Source organism: Aeromonas sp. 603607 (assembly GCF_049171595.1).
In the GTDB taxonomy this organism is placed as follows: Bacteria; Pseudomonadota; Gammaproteobacteria; order Enterobacterales; family Aeromonadaceae; genus Aeromonas; species Aeromonas veronii.
Window position 1 is genome coordinate 156848 of record NZ_JAAKOV010000005.1, and the last position, 24948, is coordinate 181795.

At 61.2% G+C, this 24948-nt stretch carries 20 protein-coding genes; 13 read left to right on the plus strand and 7 right to left on the minus strand.

All coding sequences use genetic code 11. The features are described 5' to 3' along the window. Positions 1–85: 85 nt before the first annotated feature. Entirely contained in the window at positions 86–1096 is a 1011-nt protein-coding gene (locus G5315_RS07340; RefSeq protein ID WP_257696330.1) for a Preprotein translocase subunit SecY, read from the plus strand. Positions 1097–1150: 54 nt separating this feature from the next. Here G5315_RS07340 and G5315_RS07345 read toward each other — a convergent pair whose 3' ends face one another. Beyond that, on the minus strand, positions 1151–1318 hold the full coding sequence (locus tag G5315_RS07345; protein WP_005308905.1) for a hypothetical protein: 168 nt from the start codon (positions 1316–1318) through the stop codon (positions 1151–1153). A gap of 56 nt (positions 1319–1374) precedes the next feature. On the opposite strand from G5315_RS07345, the gene G5315_RS07350 reads away from it, so the two are divergent. From G5315_RS07350 to gshA, 4 genes are all read left to right on the plus strand, one after another. Continuing rightward, positions 1375–2352 carry an NADP-dependent oxidoreductase gene (locus G5315_RS07350; protein WP_257696329.1) on the plus strand — a complete coding sequence of 326 codons (978 nt, stop codon included), beginning with the start codon at positions 1375–1377 and terminating at the stop codon, positions 2350–2352. Next, complete coding sequence (locus G5315_RS07355) at positions 2349–2786, plus strand: YqaA family protein (RefSeq protein ID WP_257696328.1); 438 nt, start codon at positions 2349–2351, stop codon at positions 2784–2786. The genes G5315_RS07350 and G5315_RS07355 overlap by 4 nt, the downstream gene beginning before the upstream one ends. A gap of 27 nt (positions 2787–2813) precedes the next feature. Beyond that, on the plus strand, positions 2814–5627 hold the full coding sequence (locus tag G5315_RS07360; protein WP_421332817.1) for a M16 family metallopeptidase: 2814 nt from the start codon (positions 2814–2816) through the stop codon (positions 5625–5627). 61 nt (positions 5628–5688) lie between these two features. Then, positions 5689–7287, plus strand: coding sequence for a glutamate--cysteine ligase (gene gshA, locus G5315_RS07365; protein WP_257696326.1), 1599 nt, complete (start codon positions 5689–5691; stop codon positions 7285–7287). A 97-nt stretch (positions 7288–7384) separates the two neighbouring features. Here gshA and G5315_RS07370 read toward each other — a convergent pair whose 3' ends face one another. Then, positions 7385–9175 carry an AMP-dependent synthetase/ligase gene (locus G5315_RS07370; protein WP_257696325.1) on the minus strand — a complete coding sequence of 597 codons (1791 nt, stop codon included), beginning with the start codon at positions 9173–9175 and terminating at the stop codon, positions 7385–7387. 197 nt (positions 9176–9372) lie between these two features. On the opposite strand from G5315_RS07370, the gene G5315_RS07375 reads away from it, so the two are divergent. Next, positions 9373–9903, plus strand: a complete 531-nt coding sequence (locus G5315_RS07375) for a hypothetical protein (RefSeq protein WP_421332832.1) — start codon at positions 9373–9375, stop codon at positions 9901–9903. A 7-nt stretch (positions 9904–9910) separates the two neighbouring features. Here the strand turns inward: G5315_RS07375 and rimI are convergent, their stop codons facing one another. Beyond that, complete coding sequence (rimI, locus tag G5315_RS07380) at positions 9911–10360, minus strand: ribosomal protein S18-alanine N-acetyltransferase (RefSeq protein ID WP_216952883.1); 450 nt, start codon at positions 10358–10360, stop codon at positions 9911–9913. A gap of 109 nt (positions 10361–10469) precedes the next feature. Further along, positions 10470–10904 (minus strand): DNA polymerase III subunit psi, encoded by a 435-nt coding sequence (locus G5315_RS07385; RefSeq protein ID WP_257696323.1) that lies wholly within the window; start codon positions 10902–10904, stop codon positions 10470–10472. A 313-nt stretch (positions 10905–11217) separates the two neighbouring features. On the opposite strand from G5315_RS07385, the gene G5315_RS07390 reads away from it, so the two are divergent. The 4 genes from G5315_RS07390 to prfC all read left to right on the plus strand — a co-directional run bounded on the left by G5315_RS07390 (position 11218) and on the right by prfC (position 18144). After that, positions 11218–12831: an ATPase RavA domain-containing protein gene (locus G5315_RS07390; RefSeq protein WP_421332818.1), complete on the plus strand. Its 1614-nt coding sequence runs from the start codon at positions 11218–11220 to the stop codon at positions 12829–12831. A 9-nt stretch (positions 12832–12840) separates the two neighbouring features. After that, positions 12841–14295 carry an ATPase RavA stimulator ViaA gene (gene viaA, locus G5315_RS07395; protein ID WP_216952886.1) on the plus strand — a complete coding sequence of 485 codons (1455 nt, stop codon included), beginning with the start codon at positions 12841–12843 and terminating at the stop codon, positions 14293–14295. A gap of 195 nt (positions 14296–14490) precedes the next feature. Further along, positions 14491–16338, plus strand: a complete 1848-nt coding sequence (locus tag G5315_RS07400) for a diguanylate cyclase (RefSeq protein WP_421236000.1) — start codon at positions 14491–14493, stop codon at positions 16336–16338. A gap of 219 nt (positions 16339–16557) precedes the next feature. Further along, positions 16558–18144, plus strand: coding sequence for a peptide chain release factor 3 (gene prfC / locus G5315_RS07405; protein WP_005340517.1), 1587 nt, complete (start codon positions 16558–16560; stop codon positions 18142–18144). A 250-nt stretch (positions 18145–18394) separates the two neighbouring features. Here prfC and G5315_RS07410 read toward each other — a convergent pair whose 3' ends face one another. Next, positions 18395–19306, minus strand: coding sequence for a bifunctional helix-turn-helix transcriptional regulator/GNAT family N-acetyltransferase (locus G5315_RS07410; protein WP_421332819.1), 912 nt, complete (start codon positions 19304–19306; stop codon positions 18395–18397). 140 nt (positions 19307–19446) lie between these two features. Continuing rightward, positions 19447–20643: a multidrug efflux MFS transporter MdtH gene (gene mdtH / locus G5315_RS07415; protein ID WP_421332820.1), complete on the minus strand. Its 1197-nt coding sequence runs from the start codon at positions 20641–20643 to the stop codon at positions 19447–19449. A 92-nt stretch (positions 20644–20735) separates the two neighbouring features. On the opposite strand from mdtH, the gene G5315_RS07420 reads away from it, so the two are divergent. Then, complete coding sequence (locus G5315_RS07420; protein ID WP_005340524.1) at positions 20736–21629, plus strand: LysR family transcriptional regulator; 894 nt, start codon at positions 20736–20738, stop codon at positions 21627–21629. Positions 21630–21661: 32 nt separating this feature from the next. On the opposite strand, the gene G5315_RS07425 is transcribed toward G5315_RS07420, so the two are convergent. Beyond that, positions 21662–23437 carry a M4 family metallopeptidase gene (locus G5315_RS07425; protein WP_236562164.1) on the minus strand — a complete coding sequence of 592 codons (1776 nt, stop codon included), beginning with the start codon at positions 23435–23437 and terminating at the stop codon, positions 21662–21664. Positions 23438–23783: 346 nt separating this feature from the next. Between G5315_RS07425 and G5315_RS07430 the strand changes: the two genes are divergently transcribed. Continuing rightward, positions 23784–24338, plus strand: coding sequence for a GNAT family N-acetyltransferase (locus G5315_RS07430; protein ID WP_421332821.1), 555 nt, complete (start codon positions 23784–23786; stop codon positions 24336–24338). Further along, positions 24338–24889, plus strand: coding sequence for a ribosomal protein S5-alanine N-acetyltransferase (rimJ, locus tag G5315_RS07435; protein WP_421332822.1), 552 nt, complete (start codon positions 24338–24340; stop codon positions 24887–24889). Before G5315_RS07430 ends, rimJ begins: the two co-directional genes overlap by 1 nt. Positions 24890–24948 lie beyond the last annotated feature (59 nt).

Genomic DNA, 24948 nt, shown 5'->3' on the forward strand with positions numbered 1-24948 from the left:
GGAATTCAGTCATTTGCCCTTCTCTGTGCGAGTCTGGCGACTATAATCGGCAGCCAACTTTTCCTGCACAGCACACCCCTTCATCATGACCACACAGGACTCCTCCACACAGCGCTACCCCAAGGGGTGGTTCGCTCTGACGACGGTATACAGTTTCACCGGATTGGCCATTCTGGCCTCCATTATCTTCTCCCTGCTGCTGTTCCTCTCCATCGATGACAATCCGCTGATGAAGTGGCTGTTCGGCGGCTTGGCCATCATCTTCGAGCTGGGCAAGTTTTACGTCTGGTACGAGTACGGCGAGCGCAAGGCGCGGCGGGATCTGAGTGGTGCTCTCTGGTCGCTGCTGTTTTACAGCGTGCTTGCGGCCATCTCCATCGGCGGCAGTATTGGTGGCATCAACAGCGCCACCAATACGGTGTTGAGCCAGCAGGCGCGCCACGAGCGGGAGCTGGCCCGTTTCGACGAGCAGATCGCCAGCATCGAGCGGCAGATCCAGCTCAACGAAGAGGCGGCCCGCAAATACATCGAGCTGGAGCGCATCTCCAGTGGCGTCTCCTCGTTGCAGCACGCCAACACCAAGCTGCGCTTGCAGCAGGATGAGCTGCGCCAGCAGCGCGATGCCAAGCCGGTCAACGAACAATCCTCCATGTTGGGGCTGATGAGCAGTCTGGCGGACGGGGTGGGAATGAGCATCAGTCAGGTGCAGTTCCTGCTGGTCTGCTTCCTCTCGGTGCTGCTCGACGTGTTCGGTGCCTTTTTCGTCAGCCTGATCGGCGAGGAGAACCGCTTTCGCCGGATGTGGCGCTGGCAGCAGGAGCAAGCTCGCAAAGAGGCGCAGGCAGCGTTGGCGATGGCGACACAACCCGAGCCCACAATGCCCCCCGAGCCGGCCCCCGAAGTGCTGGCGCAGGTGCGCGGTGCGCTGGTGAGCGGTGAGCTCAAGTGCAGCAAGCGCTCGGTGGCGCAAGCGCTGTCACTCTCGCTGGAGGAGGTGGATCGGGTGTTCCACCATCTGCTGTCGCAAGGGGTGTTGGGGCAGGGGAGCAATCGCCACTACTACCTCAATCCGGCGCTGGAGCAGCAAGCTGGATAATAAGAAGGCCACCGGAACGCGGTGGCCTTTTTCATTATCGAGTGGCTGTGGCACTCAGTGAGTCAGCACCATCATCAGGCTGAGGAAGGCGGCCAGTCCGCCACCGATGCCGATGATCCAGTAAAACCCCTTGGCCCCCTGTTTGAGCGGGATGCGGAAGTAGAGCAGAAACGCCCACCACCCCAGTGCCAGCAACAGAGGAATAAGAAACATTCGAGCCATGGTGTCCTCGCTGTTATTCTGTTGACCCTTGATCAATCAACAGGATGGATTGTGCAATGACGCAACTACAGATTACCGCATTCGGTGACCCCTCGGTACTCAAGCTCAACCCTTCCCTCGATAAGGTGCCAGCCGATGGCGAAGTGCGGGTGCGCATCTGCTTTGCGGGGGTCAATCCCATCGATGCCAAAACTCGCGCCGGTCTTGGCTGGGCGGCTGCCCAGAACAAGGACAAGCTGCCCTGGACACCGGGTTATGACATCTCCGGCGTGGTAGAGAAGGTTGGCCCCGGCGTGACCTCGCTGGTCGAGGGGGATCGGGTGTGCGGCATGGTCGGTTTTCCCCTCACCGCCGGTGGCTACGGGGAGTCTGTGGTGGCAAGCGAGAGCGAGCTGGTCAAACTCGACGGGGTGAGCCTGCAGCAGGGGGCGGCGCTGCCGCTGGCCGGTCTCACCGCCTGGCAGGGGCTGCTTGAGCACGGCGGCCTCCAAAGCGGTCAGCGGGTATTGATCCTCGCCGGTGCCGGTGGTGTCGGCCATCTTGCGGTGCAGTTTGCCAGCGCCTATGGCGCCGAGGTGGTGGCTACCGCCAGCCCCGACAACCATGGCTTCCTCCATGCTTTGGGGGCGCGCTGGATGGTGGATTACCATGATGCTAACTGGCCAGCACGGGTGGTGGCAGAGGCCGGCCAGGTCGATCTGGTGCTGGATCTGGTAGGCGGCGAGAGCGGCAAGGCGGCGCTCGCCTGCGTCAAGCTGGGTGGCCGTCTGGTGACTGTGCCCACCATTACCGCCCAGCAGATCAAGGATGCAGGGGCTGCGGCGGGTATCGAGGTGGTCGGCATGCTGGTTCACCCTGACCAGAAGCAGCTGGGTCAGATGTTGATGCTGCTGCGTCAGGGGGAGGTGAAGGTCACCCTCGCCGGTGAATTCCCCCTGGCCGAGGGGGCGCTGGCCCATCAGGCCATCGAAGGGGGCCATGTGCGCGGCAAGCTGCTGCTGCGGATGCCTGCGGCCGACGGCTATCCCGGATGAGCGAGATGATGGAGATGGGGCTGGGGTGGCTCTTTTTAAGCGCCTTTACCTCAGCCACCCTGTTGCCCGGCAGCTCGGAAGTGCTGCTGGGAGCCATGGCGGCCAAGGGGGAGTGGAGCATGGCGAGCCTGCTGCTGTGGGCGACGCTGGGCAATACCCTCGGCTCCATGACCACCTGGTGGCTCGGCTGGCTCGCCACCTTCAAGAAAAAACCGGACGATTTTCAAGGCCGTGGGGAACAAAAAGCCTTAGGCTGGCTCAAACAACATGGTCACTGGTGTCTGCTGCTTGCCTGGACGCCGGTGGTCGGTGATGGTCTCTGTCTGTTGGCCGGTTGGCTGCGCCTCTCCTTCTGGCGCTCTCTCATTTTGATCGGGCTCGGCAAATTGTTCCGTTATGCCCTGGTTTTTCTGCTGGCCAGTCACATTTTCTAGCCTGTTTTTGTCACTCACGAGGTTACCGTGAACAAAGTCATACCTTTAACGATTCTGCTGGGCTTCACCCTGCCGGTGCTGGCGGCACCGACCCTGATTGCCGAACAGGGCAAGGAGGAGGGCAAGCTCGCCATCCCCTACCAGATGTACAAGCTGGACAACGGCCTGACCGTGATCCTGGCTCCCGACCGCTCCGATCCGCTGGTGCACCTCGATGTGACCTATCACGTCGGTTCATCCCGCGAGACGGTCGGCAAGTCCGGTTTCGCCCACTTCTTCGAGCACATGATGTTCCAGGGCTCCAAGCACGTCGGTGATCAGGAGCATATGCGGATCATCAACGAGGCCGGTGGTGACATGAACGGCACCACCAACAAGGACCGCACCAACTACTACGAAACTGTGCCTGCCAACCAGCTGGAAAAAGTGCTCTGGCTGGAGGCGGATCGGATGGGCTTCCTGCTCGATGCGGTGAGCCAGAAGAAGTTCGAGATCCAGCGCGCCACCGTCAAGAACGAACGGGCCCAGCGGGTCGACAACCAGCCGTACGGGCTGGTGAGCGAGAAGGTGGGGGAGGCGCTCTATCCGCGCACTCACCCCTACTCTTGGCAGCCTATCGGTTACGTGGAAGATCTCGACCGGGTCGATGTGAACGACCTCAAGCAGTTCTTCCTGCGCTGGTATGGCCCCAACAACGCCACCCTGACTCTGGGCGGCGACTTTGACAGCAAGCAGGCTCTCGAGTGGATCGAGAAGTACTTCGGCTCCATCCCGCGCGGCCCGGATGTGGCCGAGCCGACGCCAAAGCCGGTGACCCTGCCCGAGACCCGCTACGTGACGCTGCAGGACAAGGTGCACCTGCCGCTGCTCTATATCAGCTACCCCACCGTCTCCCTTGGTGATCCGCAGGAGCCGGCACTCGACATGTTTTCCGACGTGCTGGGCGGTTCCGCCAGCTCCATGCTCTACCAGTCGCTGGTGAAAACCGGCAAGGCGATCGATGTGGGGGCGTCCCACTACTGCGAAGAGCTGGCCTGTGCCCTGACCGTCTACGCCTACCCCAATCCATCGCAGGATGGCAGCCTCAAGACCCTCAAGGGGGAGGTGGACAAGGTGATCGGCGAGTTCGCCCAGCGCGGCCTCAAGCCGGAAGATCTGGAGAAGGCGATCGCCAAGTACCGTGCCTCCGCCATCTGGGGTCTGGATAGCGTCTCCGGCAAGGTGAGCCAGCTCGCCATGGGTCAGGTGTTTGCCCAGGATCCCAACTACGTCTTCAAGACCCTCGACGCCATCGGCAAGGTGACCCCGGAGCAGGTGAAGGCTGCCTACGACAAGTTCATCGCCGGCAAGCCGGCGGTGGTGCTGAGCGTGGTGCCCAAGGGCAAGACAGAGTGGCAGGTTGCCACCCCAAACTTTACCCCCGCCAAGCGCGAGCTGCCGGATTACAGCAAGCATGACGAGGCGCTGGCCGAACGACCGGTAAAAGACAATTTCGATCGCAGCGTGCAGCCCAAGGCGAGCGAGGCGGTGAGCGTCAAGGTGCCCGCCATCTGGCACGGCAAGCTCGACAAGAACATCGAGATCATTGGCACCAAGAGTGACGAGATCCCCGCGGTCTCCATCATGATCGCCCTGCCGGGCGGCATTCGTGCCGAAGATAAGGGGCAACTGGGGCTGGCCAATCTGACCGCCGCTATGATGGGGCAGGGCACGGTGCGCCTGACCGAGGCTCAGCTGAGCGATGAGCTGCAAAAGCTGGGCTCAAGCATCGATGTCTCCAGCGCCCAGTACAACAACCTCATCACCGTCAGCTCGCTGGCGGACAAGTTGCCCCAGACCCTGGCGCTGGTGCGCGAGGTGCTGGAGCGTCCGGGCATGCGGGAGGCGGACTTCGAGCGGGTCAAGGCGCAGCTGCTGCAAGGGATGCAACAGGCCCAGCAGCAGCCCGAGTGGCTGGCCGGGCAGGCGTTCCGCGAGCTGGTCTACGGCAAGCAGAACCGCCTCGGTCAACCTACCGACGGGGTTGCGGCCGATGTGGCCAAGCTGACCCTGGCGGACGTGAAGCACTTCTATCAGGCCTACTACAACCCCACCAACGCCAAAGTGGTGGTGGTCGGTGATGTGGACCAGAAGCAGATCGAGGAGCAACTTGGCTTCCTGACCGACTGGAAAGGGGCAACGCCGACCCTGGGGGATCTCAAGCTCAAGGGTGAGCAGGCCAAGCCGGGCATCTATCTGGTCGACAAGCCGGGAGCGCCCCAGTCGGTGATCCGTATCGGCCGTCGCGCCATGCCGTTCGATACCACGGGGGATTACTTCACCGCCGGGCTGATGAACTTCAACCTGGGTGGCAACTTCAACAGCCGCATCAACCTCAACCTGCGGGAAGACAAGGGCTACACCTACGGCGCCAGCTCGGGTTTCTCCGCCAACCGCGAGGTGGGCACCTTCGCCACCGGCGCCAATGTGCGGGCCGATGCAACCGTCGATGCCATCCGCCAGTTCCTCAAGGAGATGGACAACTACCGCAAGAGCGGCCCGACCCCGGTCGAGCTGGCCTATATGCGCAGCGCGGTCTCCCAGCAGGATGCCCTCTCTTACGAGACCTTGGGCCAGAAGGCGGGCTTCCTGCTGCAGATGGTGATGTATGACCTGAAACCGGACTATGTGCAGGCCCAGAACAACCTGATCAAAACGGTGTCGCCCGAGGCGCTGAAGGCCAGTGCGGCCCGTTGGCTCAATCCGGCCGATATGGTGATCGTGGTGGTGGGAGACAAGCAAAAGCTTGAAAAACCCCTGAAGGAGCTTCATCTTCCCATCTATCCGCTGCAGTTGCCGTAACTGACGCTTTATAAAAATCAAGAGCCGCCCCGGATGGGGCGGCCTCACATGAGCCGTGAATATGACTACAACAAGCTTGTCACTCACCGAGTTGCTGAATGCGTTGGGATCACCGGAGCGCCTCACCGCGCTCAAGGGGATCAGGCGCGGGATCGAACGTGAATGCCTGCGCATCACGCCGGATGGCCGACTCGCCCAGAGTGACCATCCCCGGGCGCTGGGCTCGGCCCTGACCCATCCCAATATCACCACCGACTACTCGGAGAGCCTGCTGGAGTTCATCACCCCGGCCACCGACTCCATCGACAGCCTGATGGAGCAGCTCGGCGACATCCATCACCATGTGATTCAACATCTGGGCGACGAGCGGATTTGGCCGCTCTCCATGCCCTGCTTCGTCGGCGGGGAAGAGAGTATCCGGCTGGCCCAATACGGCAGCTCCAATATCGGCAAGATGAAGACCCTCTACCGTCAGGGTTTGAAGAACCGCTACGGCAGCCTGATGCAGGTGATCGCCGGGGTGCACTTCAACTTCTCCATGCCCGACAGCTTCTGGAGCGAGTGGCAGGATCTGGTGTGCGAAGGGTGCTGCAGCCAGCGCTTTATCTCCGACAAGTACATGGGGCTTATTCGCAACGTCTACCGCTTCGGCTGGCTGGTGCCCTATCTGTTCGGCGCCTCCCCGGCCATCTGCGAATCCTTCCTCAAAGGGCGCAAAAGCAACCTGCCGTTCGAGAAGACCGGCAAGGGTACCCTCTATCTGCCTTACGCCACCGCGCTGCGTCTCTCCGATCTGGGCTATACCAACAGCGCCCAGGCTGGGCTCAAGATCAGCCACGATAATCTGCCGGCCTATGTCAGCAGCCTGCGCCGCGCCATCAACACCCACAATCCTGACTTTGCCAAGATCGGGGTCAAGGTGGATGGGGAGTATCGCCAGCTCAACGACAACGTGCTGCAGCTGGAGAACGAGCTATACGCCCCGATCCGCCCCAAGCGCACCCCGCGCAGCGGCGAGAAGCCCTCGGATGCGCTGGATCAGCGCGGCATCGAATACATCGAGCTCCGCACCGTGGACGTCAACCCCTTCACCCCGCTCGGCATCGATGCCGATCAGATCCGCTTCTTCGATCTGTTCCTGGTCTGGTGCTTATTGCGCCCCTCTCCGGTGCTGAGTGACGAGGAGATTGCCCGCAACCGCCGCAACCAGAACAAGGTGGTGCTGGAGGGACGTCGTCCCGGCCTCGAGCTGGAGGACGAGCAGGGTCATGCCATCGGCCTGAAAGAGTACGGCCTCAAGCTGTTCGACGAGCTGGCTCAGGTGGCCGAATTGCTGGATCGCTGCTGCGGCCGTAACCACTATCGCAAAACGCTGGCAATGCACCGTGAGAAGCTGCTCAATCCGGATTTGACCTACTCCGCCCGCATGCTCAAGGAGCTGCTGGAGAGCGGCAAGGATAACGGCTGCTACGGTGACAAGCTGGCGACCCGCTATCGCGAGGAGCTGCTGGCAGGGGAGCTGCAGTACTGGGATGAGGCCTACTTTGCCGGTGAGGCGAAGGATTCGCTGGCCAAGCAGCGGGAACGCGAGCGCAGCGATAGCCTGTCGTTCGATGACTTCCTGGCCGACTACTTCGGTACCAGTACCACCACGGCCTGAAGGCGGGTTCGTACCGACCAAAGTGCCAACAAAAAGCCGCTCGAGTGAGCGGCTTTTTTATTTCTCTGAACCTGAGCGATATCAGACGTGGTTGTACTCAGACATGGTTATACATGGCCTCGATTTCACTCTGGTACTTGGCCTCGATGATCTTGCGGCGCAGCTTCATGGTGGGGGTCAGTTCACCCAGCTCCATTGAGAAGGCGCTCGGCAGCAGGGTGAACTTCTTCACCTGCTCGAACTTGGCCAGCTCTTTTTGCAGATCGGCGATGCGGGCTTCGAAGAACTCCATTACCCGGGAGTGGCGCAGCAGCTCGGTCTTGCACTGGTACTGCAGGTTGATGGAGCGGGCGTACTCCTCCAGCGACTCGAAGCAGGGGACGATCAGCGCCGAGACGAAGTGGCGGGCATCGGCGACGATGGCGATCTGCTCGATAAAGCGATCCTTGCCGATGGTGCCTTCCACCAGCTGCGGAGCCACGTACTTGCCGTTGGAGGTCTTCATCAGCTCCTTGAGACGTTCGGTGAAGTAGATATTGCCCTGGCTGTCGAGCTCACCGGCATCGCCGGTACGCAGAAAGCCATCCTCGGTCATCACTTCTGCGGTCGCGTCCGGCTTGTTGTAGTAGCCGCGCATCACGGTCGGGGAGCGCACCAGCAGTTCGTTGTTCTCACCCAGCTTCACCTCGATGCCGTTCAGTGCCGTGCCGATGGAGCCGAGCTTGAACTGGCTGTCTTCGTAGCAGCAGACGGTGGCGGTGGTCTCGGTCATGCCGTAGCCGTACTTGAGGTTGAGTCCCATCGCCTGGAAGAAGAGGTTCACGTCGTCGGCCAGACGGGCGCCCGCCACCGGCAGGAAGCGGGTGCGGCCGCCAAAGCGGGCGCGCAGCTTGCGAAACACCAGTCGCTCGGCGAGCCAGAGCTGGCCGTAGAGCTGCGGGGAAGCGGACTTGCCCGCCTGACGGGTGGCAACCATCTGCTTGCCGACCCGGGTCGCCCAGCCAAACAGGGCGCGGCGCAGAGCCGGAGCCTGAGCGACTTTGGCCTGGATCATGGCGTAGGCCTTCTCGTAGAGGCGCGGCACGGCGCACATTACGGTCGGCTGCACCTCGCCAATCACATCCATCACCTTCTGCGGATCGCGGATATAGACGTTCTCGGCGCCGCAGTAGAGCACGTAGTAGCTCCAGGCGCGCTCGAACACGTGGCTGAGCGGCAGCATGCAGAGCGACACATCCTGCTCGTTCAGATCCAGACGGCTGTTGTGCATCTCGAAACAGGCGGCGATGTTGCTGAAGTCGAGCATAACCCCCTTGGGTTCGCCTGTGGTGCCTGAGGTGTAGATCAGGGTCAGCAGATCATCCATCCGGTACTGGGTTTCCCGTACTCGCAGCTCTTGCTCGCTGGGCTGATGGTTGCCGGAGACCAGAAATGTCTGGAAGTGACTCGCCTGCTCGCAGCCGCGCAGGTTGACGCTGCCGTCGAGGGCGATGAGCTGGCGGATCTCGCCGCTTTCAATCAGTTGTAGCGCCTGATCGAACTGAGGTTGTTCGCCAACGAACAGCACCTTGATGCCGGCATCTTTGACGATGTAGCGCAGCTGATCGAGGGTGCTGGTGGGATAGATAGGGACGCTGACGCCGCGGGCGGCCAAGATGCCGAGATCGGCCTGAGTCCATTCCGGCATGTTGCGGGCATAGATGCCGACCATCTCGGTGGGCTGGTGGCCGGCACGGATCAGCGCCTGTGCGCAGTAGTCCATGGCCTGGCCCAGAGTACGCCAGCCGATGGCGCGCCACTGGCCATCCTGCTGAACCCGCAGGGCAGCCTTGTTGCCAAGCTGGGCAATACGTTCACGCATCAGTCGAACCAGATGAAGCTTCGGCATCAGTTAAACATCCTTTAATTACAGTTGTACGCCCGCAAGGGCACTAAAAATCGGGCTAGAGTTTAAACTCCAAGATTACAGCTTACAAGTGTTCGCTGTTTGTCTTGGATCACAAAGAGTGCAAATAGCTCTTCCTTTGTGCAGAGTGGCCGATACAGCAAAGGAGCAAAGGGAGAGTTAACGATATGAATCTATGGATGAAAGGGGCATTGGCCGTGATCGGGCTCATGATGGTGGGGGGCGGGGCGGCCTGGTACTTTCTGGGCAAGACACAGCAGCCTGCGAATCCCTGGTATGAAGGGGCGGAGGGATACCAGCAGGCCCAACAGCAGGCATTGGCGCTGGGCTATCCGCTGCTCTATGTGCTGGAGACCCCCAAGTGCCGTCGCTGCAAGGCATTGAACGAACGCTTCTGGCGCAGTGAAGAGATGAGAGTGCCGTTGAGCCGATTGGTCAAGGTGCGGCTCAATCCGGGCAAGGGGGATGGTAGTGCACAGATCCTGCGCCGTTTTCCCAAGGTGGCCACACCGCCCGGCATCTATATCCAGCAGCCGGGTCAACCCCTCAAACCGATCAAGATAGTGGTGGATATACAGCAGATCTGGATGCCGGGGAAAACCTGGCTGCGGGGCTTCTATATGCCGCTTTCCGCCGCCGGATTCGAGGCGGTGGTTCACACCACTCTCTCCTTGCAGGATCCGGCGATGGACAATGCCCCCCTCGATTGAGGCGGGATCAGCTGAAGTCGAACAGGCGGGACATCAGTACCGCATCTTCCCGATCATTGCCGGTGCCGTAGTAGTCGGCGCGGCGGCAATACTCGGCAAAGCCGGCGCTCTCGTAGAGGTTGATGGCGGTCTGGTTGCCTGCCCGCACCTCGAGAAACCAGGCCTCTGCCCCGGCTTGTTTGCTGCGAGTCAGGTAGGCTTGCAGCAGTGTCCGTCCCAACCCCTTGCCCTGAAATTCGGGGTGGACACAGATATTCATCAGCGAGCTGTCTCCGGCCACCAGATCCGAGATATAGAAGCCGGCCGGGCGACCATCGACCAGCATCAAGCCGTTGAGATAGCGAGGACCGAAGCAGGATAGCAGGTTGGCCTGGCTCCAGGGCTCCTTGTGGGCGGCCTGCTCTATGGGATAGACAAGGTCGAAATCGGCTTCGAGCAGGGGACGAAACTCAGGCATGTTGACTCCGGGTGACTGGGTGGAGGATGTCGGGGTTGGCAAAGACGACTTTTGTAAAATCAGGTAAAAAGAGCGGCTTCCAAGAGGGCGTTGAAGGCATGATGCAGGATCATGCCGTACTGTTCGCCAGGTGTCGGCGTAGTTGTTGCCACAGGGCGCGCTTTTGTGCGGCACTGGGGGCCAGCGGACAGATCAACGCATCGGGTCGTTCCGGGTTGGCCTCCGTCAGCCAGAGCAGCGGTGAGGCATCCGCCGTTTGCAGATCGGCAGGCGGCAGCTCGCTGAGCAGTGAGACCTCGTCGGGGGTCATGCCGAGCAGCTGGCAGATATCCGCCAGCAGCGTGGTGGCAGGCAGCTGAGGCGCCAGCAACCAGAGTTTGCCGCTGGGCAGCGGAGCGCGGGTGGCCGGTGCTGTCTGGTCGGGCTGCACGGCATCTTGCGCAAGCTCGGGTACGAGATCTGCACCCAGCAATGCCGGACGACGCAGTTGCCAGCTTTGAATGCCCATGCGGGCCAACATGCTCTGACGAACGGGATCTTGCATCTGGGGCGACTCACTCTTGATCTGCGTTGGGGAAAATTGTGTTGCGCAGGGTACACTCGAACCGCTTTTGCTGCACCCTTTGCAACGCATCATCTGGCGCATGCGGGCATGGTGCCATCACGACACTGGCTATGCATGGGCGCAGCACGCTGCCGATACGGTATCGCACTGCCTTTGCGTTTTTTCCTGCCAGAGGCGGGTATTGTGCGGCAAGAGATACCAGAATAAACATCATAACAAGACAAAACCCAAGGTCGAGCAAATGGATATCACGCCTTGGGGCTAACATCATCCCAGCTTCGGAACACTCTCTATGTCGTCTTTAGCTCAAGCCCAGAACCCTGCGCGTCTTATTCCCATCCAGGAGCGCCTGCCCCGGCTGCTGGCAGCCCTTGGTGAGGGGCTTTATGAACGGCAGGATGCCCTGCGCCTCGGTCTGCTGGCAGCCCTCAGCGGTGAGAGTGTCTTCTTGCTGGGGCCACCCGGTATCGCCAAGAGTCTGATTGCCCGTCGCCTCAAGCTGGCCTTTCACGACGCCCGCCACTTTGAATATCTGATGACCCGTTTCAGCACACCGGAGGAGGTATTTGGCCCCCTCTCCATTCAGGCGCTGAAAGAGGATGGCAAATACCTGCGCCTCACTGCCGGCTATCTGCCGGAGGCTGAGGTGGTGTTCCTCGACGAGATCTGGAAGGCGGGTCCCGCCATTCTCAACACCCTGCTCACCGCCATCAACGAACGGCAGTTCCGCAATGGTGATAGCCAGCATCCCATCCCCATGCGGCTGCTGGTGACCGCCTCCAACGAGCTGCCGGCGCCGGACAGCGGGCTGGAAGCGCTCTACGACCGGATGCTGGTGCGGATCTGGATGGACCGGGTGCAGGAGAAAGCCAACTTTCAATCCATGCTGGCCAGCGACGGTCACGCCCACCAGAATCTGCCGGAATCCCTGCAGATACGGGGGGATGAGTACGAGCAGTGGCAGAGCCAGATTGAGCAGGTGCGCCTGCCGGATGCCTGTTTCGAACTTATCTATCAGCTGCGCCAGCAGCTAGACAGCCAGCTGGCCCATCGCTGTTATGTGTCGGATCGCCGCTGGAAGAAGGCGGTACGGCTCATCAAGGCGAGCGCCTTCTTCAATGGCCGCGATGAGGTCGCACCGGTGGATCTGGTGCTGTTCAAGGATTGTCTCTGGCATGACGAGGAGTCCCGCACCGCCCTGCTGGAGATGATGACCGAGTTCTCCCGTCTCTACGGTTATCAGCAACTGGCCTTGACCCGCCAGCTGCTTGCCCTGCGGGATCAATTCAAACAGCTCAAACAGGGCGTGGCACAACGTCTCTGCTGCAAGGCGCGCAAGCGCAAGCAGTGGTTTGGCCGACGGGCGAGGGGGATCGAGATCCCCCTCGCCAACGCCAGACCCTTTGGCAAGCAGGTGCACTTCCATCTGCTCACCCCGGCACCGCTGGATGGCAGCGATCCCGAGCGTCTCACCAGCACCCTGGTGTTCGATCGTACCCTGCTTTCCCATTGGCATCCGACCGGCGAGGCGCTGGTGGGTTATCAATATGGCAACCCGAAAGAGGGACACTACGAGCTGGTACTTGACGATGAGCTGCGCCTGCAGGTGCTCGATATCCAGCGCCAGCAGATCCCGCTGGTATTGATGGAGCGCAACGCCATCCCCGAGATGGTGCTGGAGCCCTGGCTGCAAGCGCTTGATGAGCTGCTTGCCCAGGTTGGCAAGGTGGTACTGGAGCTTAAACAGCAGCGTACTCTGTTCGATCGTCATCGGCAGCACCTCTTTATTGCCCAGCGCTGGCTGCAACAGGTGGAAGACAGCTTCTTCGTGCTGAGCCGGGATCTTGAACTGCTGCGCGGCGAGCTGACACAGTGGCGCGAGCGGTTGCCAAGGCTGGACGAGTAAGGAGCGCTCATGCTTGAGATTGGCATGCTGGATCTGGGGCTCCTGATCGGTGAAGGGGAGCTGGCAGGGGAGGTGGCTCTTTTGCTTGCTGCGTCGCCCAAGATCTCCGAGTTCATCAAGCGCTCCCCGCTGCAGGGCAAGCTGCTGAAAAAGCGCCTGCAGAGCTGGGGTGAGCAGCTTGGCGAGGAGATCCGTCACAAGCCGGTGCCGGTGGCGCTGGAGCAGGAGTACCTGCTCTATCAGGCGCACCGGCAGTTGCCGATGACCGAACTGATAGGCCGTTTGCCCGCCCTGCTGGAGTCGCTGGATCACTACAGCCCCTTTGCCGGTGAGGCCCGTTCGCTGGTTCGCCAGCTGATGGCTCACCCCACCGAGGGGCTGCGCCAGCTCTTTATCGATAAGTGGCGCGCCAGTCTGGTGGGGAGCCTGCTGCAACTGCAGCAGCAGATCGCCGAGGCGGAGCGGGAGAAGCAGCGTCAGGAGATTGAAGATCAGCTGCTGGCGAGCCGCACCCTGGCCGATGCCCTCGATCCGAACCAGATCTCAGCCGGTGGTCTTTGGGATCTGGCGCAGGGGCACTGGCACAAACGCAGTCTGGTGCTGGTCAAGCAATACGCCCGTATGTTGCAGCGCGAGCCCTTGCTGGCGGAGATTGCCGCTCTGCTCGGGCGCAGCGAGCGGGATCGCCGGGCGCAGGAGCAGCCGGTGCCACCGGTTCAGGTGCTGGAGCTGGAGCCCGCCCCCAGCGACGATGTGCCGGACGACCTGGTGGGCATCCACCAGGCGAGCGACCTGATGCGGCTACTGCCAAGCGAGGCGGTGATGCTGGGGCTGCCGGAGCTGGAGCTGGAGTTCTACCGCCGCTATCTGGAGCGGCGCCTGCTCAGTTACCAGTCACGCGGCACCTTGCCGCGCCAGCGCATCATGCTGCGCACCCCGGAGCAGGGGGGGCAGCAGTTGCAGCAGCGGGGCCCCTTTATCGTCTGTGTCGATACCTCCGGCTCCATGGGGGGCTATCCCGAGGAGTGTGCCAAGGCACTCTTTCTTGCGCTGCTCAAGGTGGCGATGGATGAGAAGCGCGGTTGCTACCTGATGCTCTTCTCTACCGAGGTGGCGACCCTTGAGATCACCGCCGATACCGGACTGGACAAGGCGGAGCGCTTCCTCTCCATGAGCTTTCACGGTGGTACCGATCTGGTGCCTTGTCTGGAGAAGGCGCTGGTCAAACTCGATGAGCCCGCTTTTGCCAAGGCAGATGTGCTGGTTATTTCGGACTTTATCGCTCAGAGTCTGCCCCATGCCCTGCTCGAGCAGATGAACCGCTATCGCCAGCGCCAGACCCGCTTTCACGCAGTGGCCATGTCCCGGCACGCCAAACCGGCACTGTTGCGGGTCTTTGACAACAGCTGGCTGCTCGATTGCGGTCTGCGCGGCCGGCTACTGCGGCGCTGGCAGCATCATTAGTTACCGGGAGGGAGCCAGCCCCCTCTTTCGCTCTGTATCCCCCTCCTCATTCCAACGTTATGATATTGCTGTAAAATGTGAGATGAAACCCATTCAAGTCCTCTCTCCTTGCGGTAGCCTTTACAGCCGTTGTTACAGGGTGATTTTCCGGTATCGGGTCGCCTGCTGCTCTTTCCCCATTCATCCGGAGTGTTTATGAGCCGACTTGCCTTGCTGCTGTTGCTGGCGGTATTCGGGCTGGCAGCCAGACCCTTGTCCCCCGAGCAGTTGGAAAATGAACTGGAGGAGATGGAGCAGGTCCATCAGCCTATCGAGTTGCTGCGGGAGCGCGTTGCTCGCTTGCTGCGGGATGGCAGCGACTATCCACCGTCCCAGCTGATGCGGATCAGTCGTCTGGCTTGCTGGGCCCAATCTGCCGATGACATCCAGGCGTCTCGCCGTGCGATTGCGTATGCCGACAGCCAACTGGTGCTGGCTCAACAACGGGGAGATGACGCAGCCATTGCCGAGTTGCTCATCTGTCGTGGCTGGTTCAATCAGCTGCTCGGCGAGGTGGCACAAGCCCGTCGGGATTATGATGAGGGGCTGCGGTTGGCAGGGGAGGCCGCTGTGCTCAAGCTGGAGGCGCTGGCGCTGTCCCACCGGGGAGCCATGTTGTCGTTTCAGGGGGCGTCAGGGCAGGGGCTGGTGGATCTCACTAGGGCGCACGACATCTACGAACGGTTGGGATTGACCACCTGGTATAACCGGGCGCAGCTCGAGATTGCCGCCGCGTTTCGCCGCATGGGTCTCTATGCCGAGGCTCTCACTACCCTGAACCGGTTGCATGAACACTTTGCCCACAACCATGACGGGTTCGGTTTGGCCAGGATGAGAGAGCAGCTGGCTCTGGTCTATCTGGAGACGGGGCGCTATCAGGAAGCGCAGCAGGAGCTCGAACGTAGTCTCGCCTTTTTGCAACAACCCGAGTACCGGATTGAACATGCGGATCGTCAAGTGATGCTGGCGGAGGCTCTGCTCGGTCTGGCGCGCCTGGAGCAGGCCGGACGCTTGCTGGCGCAGGCAGCAGGCGTGCTCACCCCTGAAGTTGATCCTATCCTCCACGCCCATCTCGAGCTGGTAATGGCCAAACTGCAGGTGAAAATGCGGGATCCGGTCCCGGCCTTGAGCGCACTGGCGAAGATTGAACCGATCCTGAAGGCTGAGGGGCACACTCGTTACCTGATGGATCTCTACGCAGTGCGCAGCGAAGCATTCGAGCTGCAACGGGACTATCCGGCTGCGCTGGCGGCCTTGCGGGATCATTTGGTGCAAGAGCAGCGCCTCGACCAGATGCAGCGAGAGCAGAGTACAGCCTGGGTGCGCGGCCAGTTTGAACTGACCCGCCAGGCGGAAGAGAACAAGCGGTTGCGGGTCGAGCAGCAGTTGCAGCGGCAGGAGCTGGCGCAGATCAAGGAGCGTCGCTTCTGGTTGCTGGTGGTGATGGTGCTCTGCGGTGGAGTGGCTCTGCTGACGATGAGGTGGTTGCTGGAGCGCAATCGTCGGATGCATCGGTTGGCCTTTACCGATGAGCTGACCGGCATCGATAACCGGCGTCGGGTGCTGGTGGATGGGCGCGAGCACTTTGAGCTGGCCCGCAGGCAGCGAATGCCCTTTTCTCTGCTGCTTTTTGATATCGATCACTTCAAGCGGATCAACGATTCGCTGGGTCATCATCAGGGAGATCGGGTACTGCAGTGGGTATCCAGAATGGTGGCAAGAGAGTTGCGGCAGCAGGATCTGCTGGGCCGTACCGGTGGAGAGGAGTTTTTGGCACTGCTGCCGGAGACGGGGCTGGAGGAGGCGTCCCGTTTGGCTGAGCGGATCCGCGCCAGGGTCGGCCAACGGGCGTTGCCCGGTTTGTCCCATCCGGTGACCATCAGCATCGGGTGTGCCTGCCAGCGCGATGATGATCAGGATCTGGCCGCGTTGATCCGGCGTGCGGATGAGGCTCTCTACCGGGCAAAAGGGGCCGGGCGCAACCGGGTGGAAACAGACGACTGACGGACTGGGTATTTTTCACTCGCGCGGGTATAATGTCGCGCAATTTTGCTTTGACTCAGGCGATAAGACCCATGTAACGCAACCCTCCTCCCTCTCTCCACCAGGTTGGCAACACGCCAGCTGGCGTGGCTTTCGTTGCGTATACATGTGCCGTGAGCGGCATTCCGGATTTATTCCCACGGTGGCTGATGCCACCGCTCAATAGAAGAACGTTGAATTATGTCAGCTGAATTTCTGAGTGAAGTCTCCAAGAGACGCACTTTTGCGATCATTTCGCACCCGGATGCGGGTAAAACCACCATCACCGAGAAAGTCCTGCTGTTCGGACAGGCCATTCAGCGCGCCGGTACCGTCAAGGGCCGTGGCTCGGGCCAGCACGCCAAATCCGACTGGATGGAGATGGAGAAGCAGCGTGGTATCTCCATCACCACCTCGGTGATGCAGTTCCCCTATGCCGATTGTCTGGTCAACCTGCTTGACACCCCGGGTCACGAGGACTTCTCCGAAGATACCTACCGTACCCTGACCGCGGTCGACTGCTGCCTGATGGTCATCGATGCCGCCAAGGGTGTTGAAGACCGGACCCGCAAGCTGATGGAAGTCACCCGTCTGCGTGATACCCCCATCCTCACCTTCATGAACAAGCTGGACCGCGAAGTGCGCGATCCGATGGAAGTGATGGATGAAGTAGAGCGCGAGCTGAAGATCATGTGCGCCCCGATCACCTGGCCTATCGGCTGCGGCAAATCCTTCAAGGGTGTCTATCACCTCTACAAGGATGAGACATATCTCTATCAGAGCGGTCAGGGCCACACCATCCAGGAGAAGCGGGTGGTCAAGGGACTGAACAACCCGGATCTGGATGCCGCCGTCGGCGAAGATCTGGCTCAGCAGCTGCGTGACGAGCTGGAACTGGTGCAGGGCGCCTCTCCCGAGTTCGATCACGATGCCTTCATCGCTGGCGAGATGACCCCGGTCTTCTTCGGTACCGCACTGGGTAACTTCGGTGTTGACCACATGCTGGATGGCCTGACCGACTGGGCGCCGTCTCCCATGCCGCGCAAGGCCGAGAGCCGCGAAGTGGTGGCGACCGAGGAGAAGTTCTCCGGTTTCGTGTTCAAGATCCAGGCAAACATGGATCCGAAACACCGCGACCGTATCGCCTTTATGCGTATCGTGTCAGGCACTTACAGCAAAGGCATGAAGATGCGCCACGTGCGCATCGGCAAGGATGTGAACATCTCCGACGCCGTGACCTTTATGGCCGGTGACCGTGAGCAGGCGGAAGACGCCTTCGCCGGTGACATTATCGGTCTGCACAACCACGGCACCATCCAGATCGGTGACACCTTCACCCAGGGTGAAGATCTCAAGTTCACCGGTATCCCGAACTTTGCACCGGAACTGTTCCGCCGCATCCGCCTGCGCGACCCGCTCAAGCAGAAGCAGCTGCTCAAGGGGCTGGTCCAGCTCTCTGAAGAGGGTGCGGTGCAGGTGTTCCGTCCGCTGATCAGCAACGATCTCATCGTCGGTGCGGTCGGTGTGCTGCAGTTTGACGTGGTGGTTTCGCGCCTCAAGAGCGAGTACAACGTCGAGGCCATCTACGAGGCGGTCAACGTCTCCACCGCCCGCTGGGTGGAAGGGACCGACGTCAAGAAGTTCGAAGAGTTCAAGCGCAAGAACGAGGTCAACCTGGCTCTCGATGGCGGTGACAACCTCACCTATATCGCGCCGACCATGGTCAACCTGCGCCTGGCTCAGGAGCGCCACCCCGACGTGGAGTTCCGCCAGACTCGCGAGCACTGATCACCGCTGGTTTGCTTATTGGCAGATAATCAAAGAGACCCCGCTTCGGCGGGGTCTCTTGTTTTGTACCGTTTGCCTGTTTAAGGAGGGATGCAGGGGGTAATGGTTCAGCATATACCAGTCGCAAGCAGCCCTCACCCTAGCCATCTCCCGGAGGGAGAGGGAATCATCAGAGGTCTGCTTGAAAGATCGCGGAACTGTTTTTGCCCCCTTCTCCCCTTGCGGGAGAAGGGTTGGGGATGAGGGGGGGCTACCCCAGTGGCAGTACCATGCAGATCTCGCAATCCCCGTGGCCGGTGCAGCCAAGGGGGCCGGGCAGGTGTTCAAAGCCCAGTGATTCATAGAGGCTGGTGGCTTCGCGCAGTACCTCTGTGGTCTCCAGATAGCAGCGCTGATAACCAAGCGCGCGCGCCTCGTCCAGTGCCTGCAACACCAGCCGCTTGCCAAGGCCCAGTCCGCGTAGGGCGGGCATAAAGTACATCTTCTGCAGCTCGCAGACTCCCTCTTCTCCCTCCAATGGCGCGATACCACCACCGCCGAGGATGGAACCGTCTGGTCCTTCGATGACCCAGTAGCTGCTCTTCTCCCCCTGATAGCTCTGGGAGAGGGTGTCGAGATTGGGATCGGATACCCCATAGCCCTTGTCGGCGATGAGGCCATATTCGGCCGAGACGGCGCGGATCACCAAGGCGATCTGGGCATTGTCCGCCGCCGTGATGGGGCGGATCTGGTAGCCCCGCTGGCGACGGGCGCGGGAGAGGGCGCTGCGATAGAGCCGCAGCCCTTGCCACAGCTGCTCCCGCTCGGGCAGGCTCAACTGCGCCAGCATCTCTTCCATCGCCCCGTCCATCTCCCGGTGCAACTCCAGCAGCATCCCCTGACCGTTGACGGTGAGGCGGGCCTCCTTGCTGCGGCCGTCGGAGGGGTGCGGGTGCCAGCTGATAAGCTCCCGCTCGGCGAGGCGTGCCAGCGGACGGCTGGCGTTGGATTTGTCGATGTGCAGCTTTTCTGCCAGCTGCTGATTGGTGGCCGGGGCGTTTTCCAGCTCGATCAGCAGGTGAGCCTCGATGGGGGTGAGGGCCAGATTGCCGCACTGCTGGGAGAGCATGCCGAGTTCGCGAACCAGATCGCGCGACAGGGCGCGCAGGGGACGGGGATCCATATCGTGGCTTCCTTTTTAGTTGTGCATGACAACTAAAATAGCGTAAAAGTTGTAATTCGCAACCTTTTGGCTGTGATGGCTTGCAGAATTTGGGGTGAGCGGCAGCCCCGTTGGCGGGGCTGCCGTAGGCAGGGCGGTCGTCAGGCGGCGGCTCTGATAGCCAGCTCCGGGCGGCGGGAGAAGCAGCGGGCGAGCAGCAACATGGTGGCGACGCCTATGGTGCCCAGCACCAGCCAGGGGAGGGCCGGTTGTCCCTGTTGCAGCGAGAAGTCATAGAGGGAGCCACCGCCCACGTAGCCGGTCATGCCCCCCAGCGCCAGTCCGAGGCGGCTGAAGCCCATGTAGCTGCCGCGGGCTGTGGGGTTGGCCAGCCGGGTCATCAGGGTCTCCCGGGCCGGTTCGCAGATGATGATCCCCAGATAGAAGCAGGCCAGCAGTACGAAGATGCCGGAGAGGGTGCTGACAAAGGCGACCAGCCCGATCCCCACCGTCATCAGCAGGATACCCGCCATCAGCCGGCTCTCCAGCCGATAGCGCCGCTCGCTGAAACGGGCGATAGGGTAGAGCAGCGCCAGTGACAGCGCCGTTTCCAGGCTGTACATCCAGCCCACTGCCGTGGTGGTGCCAGAGAGCTGCTTGACCAGAATAGGGAAAATCAGCATCACCTGTACCCACAGCATGTAGTAGCCGCTTAAGATCAGCACCAGCCGACAGAAGGCGCGATCCGCCAGCACCTGCCCCAACCCTTCCCGCATCGGAGTCGGTTTGACCGAGAGGCGGTAGGCGGGCAGCAGGGTCCAGTTGCAGAGAGCCGCCAGGGTGAAGAGCCCGGCACCCAGCAGGCAGACGTAGGTGAAGTCAAAGCGCAGCAGCCAGCTGCCGAGCAGGGCACCGGTGACGGCGCCTGCGCTCTCCAGCATCATCAGCAGGGAGATAAAGCGGCCCCGCTCATGGGGACGGGTAAATTTGATCACCAGTGCGGCCCGGGGTGGGTCGAACAGGCAACCGCCCAGTCCGGAGAGGAAGCAGGAGAAAATCAGCATGGTGCCACTGTCGGTCCAGGCCAGGGTGGCAAAGCCTACGGCGCGCAACAGCATGCCGGTGACGATGAGCGGGCGGGCGCCAAAGCGGTCAGCGAGGGAGCCGCCAAAGATCCCCAGCCCCTGCTGGGTCAGCTGGCGCAGGCCGAGGGCCAGCCCCACCAGACCGGCCGCCCAGCCGAGTTGATCGACGAAGCGCAGGCTGATCATCGGCATCACCACAAAGAAACCCAGGATCACCAGTGTGGTATCCAGCGCCAGAAACCAGCGCCCCCAAAACCTCGCCCTATCGACCATAACGCCCTCTCATTCACAGATACCTTCATTCTGGAGAGGGTTTAGATATAGTGGTAGACGACAACTACCTATATTTCATATCAGGATTATTTATGTCTATGGATTTGGACGATCTGCAACTGCTGCTGGATGTGGCCGAGCTGGGCAGCTTCAGTCAGGCGGCGGCCATTCGTGGCTGGTCACAGCCGCTGGTTAGCCAGCGGATTGCCCAGCTGGAGGAGAGCCTCGGAGCACCGCTGTTTCAGCGTCATCGACGCGGGGTGACGCCGACCCGTGCCTGCGAGGAGTTTCTCCCTGCCGCTCGCTCGGCGCTGGCCACTCTGAGTGAAGGACGGTTGGCACTGCAGGGGGCACCTGCGCTGCCTTGTATCCGTCTCTCCAGTCTGCCATCCCTCACCTCCGTGGTGTTTGGCTCGCTATTGATGGAGCTGGTGGATGAGCCGTTCGAAATCCGCTGCACCACGGATCACTCCGGCGAGATCATGCAGTCGCTGCTGACCGGCGAGGCCGATATCGGCTTTGTACTCAAGCGTCCGCCGGTTGCGGGCCTGCAGATGGAGCTGCTTTGCTGCTCCCCCATTATCGCTATCGCCTCGCCATTGCATCCGCTGGCCGGTTGTCACGGCCTCACCCTGGAGGATATTGCCGACCAGCGGCTGGCGCCTCAGGTATGGGGGCCGGGGTGTGACGTCTTTATCCAGCAGTTGCGGCGGCTGCGGCGGGCTGCCAGCCCCCTGCATGCGGTGCAACCCGCCAGTGCGGCGCGGGATCTGGCGCTGGAACACGGGTTTATCACCCTGATGCCGGAGCTGGCCATCAAGCGGGATCTGGAGGTGGGGCGGCTGGTCAGGCTAGATGTACGCAATCTGCCGCAGGAGCATTGGGATGTGATGATGGCGTGGCGCGGTGGCAAGCGGCCCAACCCGGCTAGAGAAACCGTGTTGGCCACCGCTCGCACGCTGGCGAAACGGTGGCGCAATGAGTAGAACGATGCGGGACAAGACCCGCATCGGGTGGCTCAGTAGCTGGCCTTGAGGGTTACGCCACTGAACGCTGCAAACCCTGACAGCTGCACATGCCAGATACCCGTCTTGGGATTGGTGAACGAGCAGCTTTCGTTATTGCCCCCCTTGTAGGGGCGGCAGTCATAACTGCTGCTGGTGGGGGCGCTGCCAAAACGGACGTAGAGGTCGGCATCTCCGGTGCCGCCGCTGCTGCTGATCTGCAGCGACCTGGTGCCCGCCGGCACGTTCAGGGTGTAGTTGAGCTTGCCACCCTTGCTGGCGGCGAGGTTGCTCACCGGCACGCCGTTTTGCAGCACGTTGTCGCTCGGTGGCGGCGTGGTGCCGCAACTGGCATCGACCCCGACGGTCTGGAAGGCCCGTGCCACATCCGCCTGACTGTAACCCAGATCGGCGGTCGCCCGGCTGACGCCGCAGGCCCCTTGCTGGTAGTTGGTGCTGGCGCCCCAGTAGAGGCGGTTGGCCAGCAAGAACACTTCAAATGCCTTGCGGGTGTTCCAGCCGCTGCTGGTGGCAAGCAGGTAGAAGGCGCGGTTATAGACCCCGGAGCTGTGGTGTACATCCATCCCCTCCTGATAATCTGCGGCATGGCCGATGGATCTGCCATCCCGGGTCGGATCCTCGAAGTAACGCAGGGAGCCGTTGCCCTTGAAGATCTGGGCGCCGACCAGCCAGTCGTTGCTCCCCTTCATGTAGAACTCGGCCGCTTCCCCCGCCATATCGGAGAAGGCCTCGTTGATGCCGCCGGATTGTCCTGAATAGATCAGCCCGGAGTTCTGCTCGGTAAAGCCGTGGCTCACCTCGTGGGCCGCCACATCGAGGCTCACCAGCGGGTGGAAGGTGGTGGCGCCGTCACCGAAGGTCATCTGGCTGCCATCCCAGAAGGCATTCTCGTAATTCTTGCTGTAGTGAACCCGCATTTTCAGTTTGAAGGTGAGGGGCGCCGTGTTGTACCAGTTGCGGTACATGTCGAACACCACGTTGCCGAAGTAGTGGGCGTCGTTGAGGGGCGAGTAGGCGCCGTTGATCTCCTTGACCCGGTTCTCCGGGCAGGTGAACTGGTGGATGGCGCCGCCAGAGGTGGCGTGGTTGAGGTTGATGGTATCGACGTTGGGGCTGGTCATCCGGCAGTTGTCATCGACGATGAGCGGGCCAAAATCGGTGCCGTAGACGTATTTGCCGGTCTTGATGTTGCCCCCCGGGCCGGTCGCATCCTTGTGGTTGATCCCCTCCCAGCGTTTGAGCTCCTCACCGCTCTGGGCATCAAGAATGACGAAGGGGCGGCTGGGCTTGTCACCTTCGGCGATGAAGGAGACCTGATAAACCAGCCGGGCCAGCCCGTTCTCATCCTGCATCACGTAGAGTTTGACCTGCTCGTTGCTCCCCTTGCTGCCCGCCTTGGCCTTGCTGGCGGCATCCTGTGGAGAGAGGGTGGCGGCCGGGCTTGCCACATCCTGATCGATCTGGCGCAGCATGCGTCCACTGGCCTGTTGCAGCTGGCCGTTCAGGCTCTTGTCAGCCACCACCACCTGACCCATTACCGGGATGCCGTTCCAGACCTGCTCGTAGCGGATCCGCTGCTGGCCGTTGGGCAGCTTGACCACCCGCACCTGACGAAACTCGCCATCTTCCAGCTGCAAGGTACCACTCGCGGCACTGAGGCCTGTCATGGCCCGGATGCCGTTTGCCGTTACGTTGATCTCTACCTCTTGTGCCGCCAGTGCGGCGCTTCCCCAGCAGGCCAGCGCAACGGCCAGATAAATTTTATTCATCTCTTCTTTCCTTAAATCGATGAGGTTGATAAACCGACCAAAGGTCGGGCGTTTTGAAGCTAGTGCCGGTGGGGGAAAGTGCCCCCTGTCAAAAGTGACAGCGCAGCACAAAGGGGTAGCAGGATCTGCCAAAGTGCCGTTTGGGGGGATTAATCGGCGTCATGTGGAGAGCACTATCCGGTTTCAGACACCCACCCTCCTCTTTTGAGGGAGGAGAGTACGTGCGCTGTCACCCTCTGCGAAGCCTGCCGGAGGGGGGCCGTAAAAGTGGCTGGCGCGGCCAGTGGCGATTGGCTACATTGGGTGCTGATTCGCTATTTGATCACTGATTTGAAAGGAGAATCCCATGTTTTCATGGCAGTTGGACGACGAGCTTGCGCTGCTCTTCTTGCAGCCAGATATGGCGAGCGAACTGTTTGCCCTCTGCAATGACAACCGGGAGTTCCTCTCCCAGTGGCTACCTTGGCCGCCACTGATCCAGCGCCCCGTTGACAGCGCCCTCTTCATTCGCAGTGCCATCGAGAAGTTCGCCCGCGGCGAGGGGCTCACCACCGCTATCGAGTATCAGGGGGAGGTGGTGGGGGTTATCGGTTACAACAGCATCGATCACGACCTTGGCAAGGTGGTCATTGGTTACTGGCTGGCGGAGCGCTGGCAGGGTAACGGCATCATCACCCGGGCCTGTCAGGCCCTGATCCACCACGCCTTCGAGGAGATGGGGATGGAGAAGGTGGAGATCAGCGCCGCCACCGATAACGAGCCCAGCAGGGCTGTTTGTGAACGGCTCGGGATGCAGCTTGAGGGGGTGACCCGGCGCGCAGAGCGGCTGGGCAACCGGATTGTGGACCATGCCCACTACAGCCTGCTGCGCGATGAGTGGCTAAGACAGAGGGAGTCCTGATGTCGCTGCCACATATCAAGACGGCCCGCACCCACCTGACCATACTGTCGCCGGATCGGGCCCCCATGATGCTCGACTTCTACCGGCGCAACCGTGCCCATCTCACCCCCTGGGAGCCGCTGCGCGATGACCATTTCTACACGCTTTCTTACTGGCATAACCGGCTGCAGGATAGCTACAGCCAGTTCTTCAACGGCACCGGCGTCAATCTGGTGGCCCTCGATCCGGCTGGCGAGCGGGTGATCGCCACCTGCAACTTCAGCAATATCCTGATGGGGGTCTTCAAGGCGTGTCATCTGGGCTATGCCATCGACCAGCAGCATCAGGGGCAGGGGGTGATGAGAGAGGTGCTGTCAGCCGCAATCGACTACCTGTTTCGGGAGCACGATCTGCATCGCATCATGGCTTGCTATATGCCAGCCAATCAGCGCAGTGGCGCCTTGCTGGAGCGGCTCGGCTTCGAGCTGGAGGGATTCGCACGGGCGTATCTGATGATCAATGGCCGCTGGGAGGATCACATCCTCACCTCGCTGATTAATCCGGCCCCCTGAGCGACAGATAAAAAAACGGGTCCGAAGTTGCCTTCGGACCCGTCTTCAAATGAGGTGCA